General features: G+C 63.0%; 4 protein-coding genes. All 4 read left to right on the forward strand.

The features are described from left to right. Window positions 1-70 precede the first annotated feature (70 nt). On the forward strand, window positions 71-379 hold the full coding sequence (gene nuoK, locus EN742_RS25280; RefSeq protein ID WP_019858930.1) for an NADH-quinone oxidoreductase subunit NuoK: 309 nt from the start codon (window positions 71-73) through the stop codon (window positions 377-379). 10 nt (window positions 380-389) lie between these two features. Beyond that, on the forward strand, window positions 390-2363 hold the full coding sequence (nuoL, locus tag EN742_RS25285) for an NADH-quinone oxidoreductase subunit L (RefSeq protein WP_126054029.1): 1974 nt from the start codon (window positions 390-392) through the stop codon (window positions 2361-2363). Continuing rightward, window positions 2363-3868, forward strand: a complete 1506-nt coding sequence (locus EN742_RS25290; RefSeq protein WP_126054030.1) for an NADH-quinone oxidoreductase subunit M — start codon at window positions 2363-2365, stop codon at window positions 3866-3868. Before nuoL ends, EN742_RS25290 begins: the two co-directional genes overlap by 1 nt. An 18-nt stretch (window positions 3869-3886) precedes the next feature. Then, window positions 3887-4554: proton-conducting transporter membrane subunit (locus EN742_RS25295; RefSeq protein WP_281034995.1), on the forward strand; the 668-nt coding region annotated here is incomplete at its 3' end.

Below are 4554 nucleotides of genomic sequence, written 5' to 3' on the forward strand. Positions count from 1 at the left end.
GCCCAGGTCGGCCGCACGCCGGCGACCGGCATGGAAATCCGCAAGGTCAAATCGGGCGAGGGCATCTGAGATGGTCGTCGGCATCGCGCACTACCTCACCGTATCGGCGATCCTGTTCACGCTCGGCGTGTTCGGCATCTTCCTGAACCGCAAGAACGTCATCGTCATCCTGATGTCGGTCGAGCTGATCCTGCTTGCGGTCAACATCAATTTCGTCGCCTTCTCGGCGGCGCTCGGCGATCTCGTCGGGCAGGTGTTCGCGCTGTTCGTGCTGACGGTCGCCGCGGCCGAGGCCGCGATCGGTCTTGCCATTCTCGTCGTCTTCTTCCGCAACCGCGGCTCGATCGCGGTCGAAGACGTCAACATGATGAAGGGTTGACGGGGCAGTCATGTATCAAGCAATCGTCTTCCTTCCGCTGCTCGGCTTCCTGATCGTCGGCCTGTTCGGCACGTCGCTCGGCGCCAAGGCGTCCGAATACATCACCTCCGGCTTCCTGGTGATTTCGGCCGTGCTGTCGTGGATCGCCTTCTTCTCGGTCGGCTTCGGCGAGGGCGAAGTGTTCACCGTGCCGGTGCTGCGCTGGATCCAGTCGGGCGGGCTCGACGCGTCCTGGGCGCTCAGGATCGACACGCTGACGGTGGTGATGCTGGTCGTCGTCAACACCGTGTCGGCGCTGGTCCACATCTACTCGATCGGCTACATGCATCACGATCCGAACCGGCCGCGCTTCTTTGCCTATCTGTCGCTGTTCACCTTCGCCATGCTGATGCTGGTGACGGCCGACAATCTGGTGCAGATGTTCTTCGGCTGGGAAGGTGTCGGTCTCGCCTCCTACCTGCTGATCGGCTTCTGGTACAAGAAGCCGTCGGCCAATGCCGCGGCAATCAAGGCCTTCATCGTCAACCGCGTCGGCGATTTCGGCTTCGCGCTGGGCATTTTCGGCGTGTTCGTGCTTTTCGGCTCGGTCAATCTCGGCACCATCTTCGCCAATGCGGCGAGCTTCGTTCCGACAGAGGGCGCCGAGCACGGCGCAACCGTGCTCACCTTCCTCGGCTATACGCTCGACAAGCACTCGGCGCTGACCGTCGTCTGCCTGCTGCTCTTCATGGGCGCGATGGGCAAGTCGGCGCAGGTGCCGCTGCACACCTGGCTGCCCGACGCCATGGAAGGCCCGACCCCGGTCTCGGCGCTGATCCATGCCGCCACCATGGTGACGGCGGGCGTGTTCATGCTGGCCAGGCTGTCGCCGCTGTTCGAGCTGTCGCATTCGGCGCTGACGGTCGTCACCTTCATCGGCGCCTTCACCGCCTTCTTCGCGGCCACTGTCGGCCTCGTCCAGAACGACATCAAGCGCGTCATCGCCTATTCGACCTGCTCGCAGCTTGGCTACATGTTCGTGGCGCTCGGCGTCGGCGCCTATGGCGCCGCGATCTTCCATTTGTTCACGCACGCCTTCTTCAAGGCGCTGCTGTTCCTCGGTTCGGGCTCGGTGATCCATGCCGTCTCCGACGAGCAGGACATGCGCAACATGGGTGGCCTCAGGACGCTCATTCCGAAGACCTACTGGATGATGGTGATCGGCACGCTGGCGCTGACCGGCGTCGGCATTCCGGTGACGGTCATCGGCACCGCCGGCTTCTTCTCCAAGGACGCCATCATCGAGAGTGCCTTTGCCAGCCACAATCTGTTTGCCGGCACCGCCTTCGTGCTGCTGGTTGTCGCCGCGGCCTTTACCTCCTTCTACTCCTGGCGGCTGATCTTCATGACTTTCCATGGCCAGCCGCGCGCCAGCCACGAGGTCATGCACCATGTCCATGAATCGCCGCCGGTGATGCTGGTGCCGCTGTTCATCCTGGCCGTGGGCGCGCTGTTTGCCGGCATCATCTTCCATGGCGCCTTCATCGGCGAGGGCTATGCCGAGTTCTGGAAGGCGTCGCTGTTCACACTGCCGGAAAACCACATCCTTCACGAGATCCACGAACTGCCGCTGTGGGTCGAACTGGCGCCGTTCATCGCCATGGTCATCGGCTTCGCGGTCGCCTGGAAGTTCTATATCCGCTCGCCGGAACTGCCCGCCAGCGTCGCCGCCAACCATCGCCTGCTCTACGCCTTCCTGCTCAACAAGTGGTACTTCGACGAGCTCTACGACGTCCTGTTCGTGCGGCCGGCGAAGCGCCTCGGCAGGTTCCTGTGGAAGACCGGCGACGGCGCCGTCATCGACGGGTTCGGGCCTGACGGGGTCTCGGCGCGCGTCGTCGACGTCACCAACCGGGTCGTCAAGCTGCAGACCGGCTACCTCTACCACTACGCCTTCGCCATGCTGATCGGCGTTGCCGCACTCGTCACCTGGATGATGCTCTGATGACCGCCTGGCCAATCCTCTCGCTGGTCACCTTCCTGCCGCTGGTTGGTGTGCTGCTCATCCTGTTCATCAATGATGACAGCGAAAACGCGCGCCGCAACATCCGCGCCATCGCGCTGTGGACGACGAGCATCACCTTCGTCATCTCGCTGTTCATCTGGAAGGGTTTTGACAATTCGCAGGCCGGCTTCCAGTTCGTCGAGAAGGTCGCCTGGCTGGATTCGGGCATTTCCTACCACATGGGTGTCGACGGCATATCGATGCTGTTCGTCATCCTCACCACCTTCCTGATGCCGCTCTGCATCCTGGCTTCGTGGGAAGCGATCGAGAAGCGGGTCAAGGCCTACATGATCGCCTTCCTGCTCCTGGAAACGCTGATGATCGGCGTGTTCTGCGCGCTCGACATCGTGCTGTTCTACGTCTTCTTCGAGGCCGGCCTGATCCCGATGTTCATCATCATCGGCGTCTGGGGCGGCAAGCGGCGCGTCTACGCCTCGTTCAAGTTCTTCCTCTATACGCTCGCCGGCTCGGTGCTGATGCTGCTCGCCGTCATGGCGATGTTCTACCAGTCGGGTACCACCGACATCACGACGCTGCTGACGCACAACTTCCCGGCCAACATGCAGACCTGGCTGTGGCTCGCCTTCTTCGCCTCCTTCGCGGTGAAGATGCCGATGTGGCCGGTGCACACCTGGCTGCCGGACGCGCACGTCGAGGCGCCGACGGCGGGCTCGGTGATCCTGGCCGCGATCCTCCTGAAGATGGGCGGATATGGCTTCCTGCGCTTCTCGCTGCCGATGTTCCCGCTGGCGTCGGAAATGTTCGCGCCGCTGGTGTTCACGCTGTCGGTCGTCGCCATCATCTACACCTCGCTGGTGGCGCTGATGCAGGAGGACATGAAGAAGCTGATCGCCTATTCGTCGGTCGCCCATATGGGCTTCGTCACCATGGGCATCTTCGCCATGAACCAGGAAGGCGTGCAGGGCGCGATCTTCCAGATGCTCAGCCACGGCCTCGTCTCCGGCGCGCTGTTCCTGTGCGTCGGCGTCATCTACGACCGCATGCACACGCGCGAGATCGATGCCTATGGCGGGCTGGTCAACAACATGCCGAAATACGCCACCGTGTTCATGGTCTTCACCATGGCCAATGTCGGCCTGCCTGGCACCAGCGGCTTCGTCGGCGAGTTCCTGACCATGCTGGGTGTGTTCCGGGTCAACACCTGGGTGGCGTTCTTCGCCGCCACCGGCGTCATCCTGTCGGCGGCCTACGCGCTCTGGCTCTATCGCCGCGTGATCTTCGGGTCGTTGACCAAGGACAGCCTGAAAGATCTGCTCGACCTCTCGGCGCGCGAGAAGGCGATCATCTATCCGCTGGTGGTGCTGGTCATCTTCTTCGGCGTCTACCCGGCGCCGGTCTTCGATGCGACGGCCGCCTCGGTCAAGGCGCTCGTCACTAACGTCACCGCATCCATCAATACCGCGCAGACCGCGGCGGCGAACTGACTGGGGATATCGCGAACCATGACGCCGGACCTTCTCTCCAGCCTTTCGCTCTCGACGCCGGAGCTTATCCTCGCCATCGGCGCGCTGGCGCTGTTGATGGTGGGCGCCTATTCGCGCACCGACAGCACGGCCACCGTCAACGGTCTTGCCGTCGCCATACTTGCGCTCGCCGGCTTCTGGGTGGTCTCTTCCAGCGGGCAGGGCACCGCCTACGGCAGCGCCTTCGTCCAGGATTCCTTCGCCCGCTTCATGAAGGTGCTGGCGCTGATCGGCTCGGCGGTGACGCTGGTCATGTCGATGCGCTTCGCCAGACAGGAGCATTTCGACAAGTTCGAATATCCGGTGCTGATCCTGCTGTGCACGCTCGGCATGTTGCTGATGATCTCGGCCAACGGCATGATCGGGCTCTATCTCGGCCTCGAGCTGCAGTCACTGGCGATCTACGTGCTCGCCGCGATCAACCGCGACAGCGTCCGTTCGACCGAAGCCGGCCTCAAATATTTCGTGCTCGGCGCGCTGTCGTCCGGCATGCTGCTCTACGGCATCTCGCTGATTTACGGCTACACCGGCAACACCGGCTTCCAGGAGATCGCGACCGCGCTCGGCAGTGGCGAGCGGCAGCTCGGCCTCGTCTTCGGCCTGGTCTTCGTGCTGGCCGGCCTTGCCTTCAAGATTTCGGCGGTGCC

Origin of the sequence: Mesorhizobium sp. M4A.F.Ca.ET.020.02.1.1, assembly GCF_004022645.1 — a bacterium.
Classification (GTDB): Bacteria; Pseudomonadota; Alphaproteobacteria; order Rhizobiales; family Rhizobiaceae; genus Mesorhizobium.